We start from the raw sequence: 1,025 nt of genomic DNA on the forward strand, positions 1-1,025 counted from the left end.
TGGACATGTTGCCCATGGAACCCATTGAGGGCGTGGTCTTTATCCAGGGCGACTTTCGCGAGACCGAAGTGCTCCAAAAACTGGAACAGGCCTTGGTCGCCGACAATAGGGCGGTTTCGGTCGACCTTGTTATTTCAGACATGGCGCCCAACTTGTCAGGTATCGAATCGGCCGATGCGGCCCGCATCACCGATCTGGTAGAACTGGCGGTAGAGTTTGCCCAGAAGCATATGAAGCCGGAGGGGGCGCTCGTCGTCAAGCTGTTTCACGGGAGTGGCTACGACCAATTGGTCAAGCTGTTCCGTTCGACCTTCAAGGTGGTCAAACCCATGAAACCCAAGGCCTCGCGTTCGAATTCTTCGGAAACCTTTTTGGTCGGGCGAGGGCTTAAAAACCGGGTCGAGGCGGAAAAATGAGGGTGCGGGATAGTAAAAATTACCTAAATCCTCTTCAAGTCAAGGGGCGTAGTGCGCTTCATGACGTTTTTGCCCTTGAAACGCCTAAAATCGGGCGCATGTGACTTTTGTTCTTACATCGGAGTAGTCCTTGAACAATCAGTGGTTTTCTAAAATTGCAATCTGGCTGGTAATAGCCATGGTCCTGTTCACCGTTTTCAAGCAATTTGATACGCGTGGCGCGGCTGGGTCCAGTTACTTGGGTTATTCCGAGTTCCTGGAGGAGGTGCGCGGCAAACGCATCAAGGCCGCGACGATTGCGGAAGGCCAGGGCGGCACCGAAATATCGGCTGTGACCACCGATGACCGCAAGATCCGCACCACGGCGACTTACCTCGACCGCGGCTTGGTGGGTGATCTGATCGCCAACGATGTGAAATTCGACGTCAAACCTCGCGAAGAGGGCTCGTTGCTCATGACGCTGCTGGTCAGTTGGGGCCCGATGCTGCTGCTGATTGGCGTCTGGGTCTATTTCATGCGGCAAATGCAGGGCGGCGGCAAGGGTGGAGCCTTCAGTTTTGGTAAATCAAAGGCCCGCATGCTCGACGAGTCCACTAACACCGTGACGTT

At 54.6% G+C, this 1,025-nt stretch carries 2 protein-coding genes; both read left to right on the plus strand.

All coding sequences use genetic code 11. The annotated features are described in order from the left end of the window. On the plus strand, window positions 1-416 hold a 416-nt coding region (locus tag Q8K05_RS01830), incomplete at its 5' end, for an RlmE family RNA methyltransferase (RefSeq protein WP_305244839.1). Window positions 417-546: 130 nt separating this feature from the next. After that, window positions 547-1,025, plus strand: a 479-nt coding sequence (locus tag Q8K05_RS01835; protein WP_305244840.1) for an ATP-dependent metallopeptidase FtsH/Yme1/Tma family protein, incomplete at its 3' end; no start/stop codon positions are given.

Origin of the sequence: Polaromonas sp. (assembly GCF_030682935.1) — a bacterium.
Lineage (GTDB): Bacteria > Pseudomonadota > Gammaproteobacteria > Burkholderiales > Burkholderiaceae_C > Polaromonas.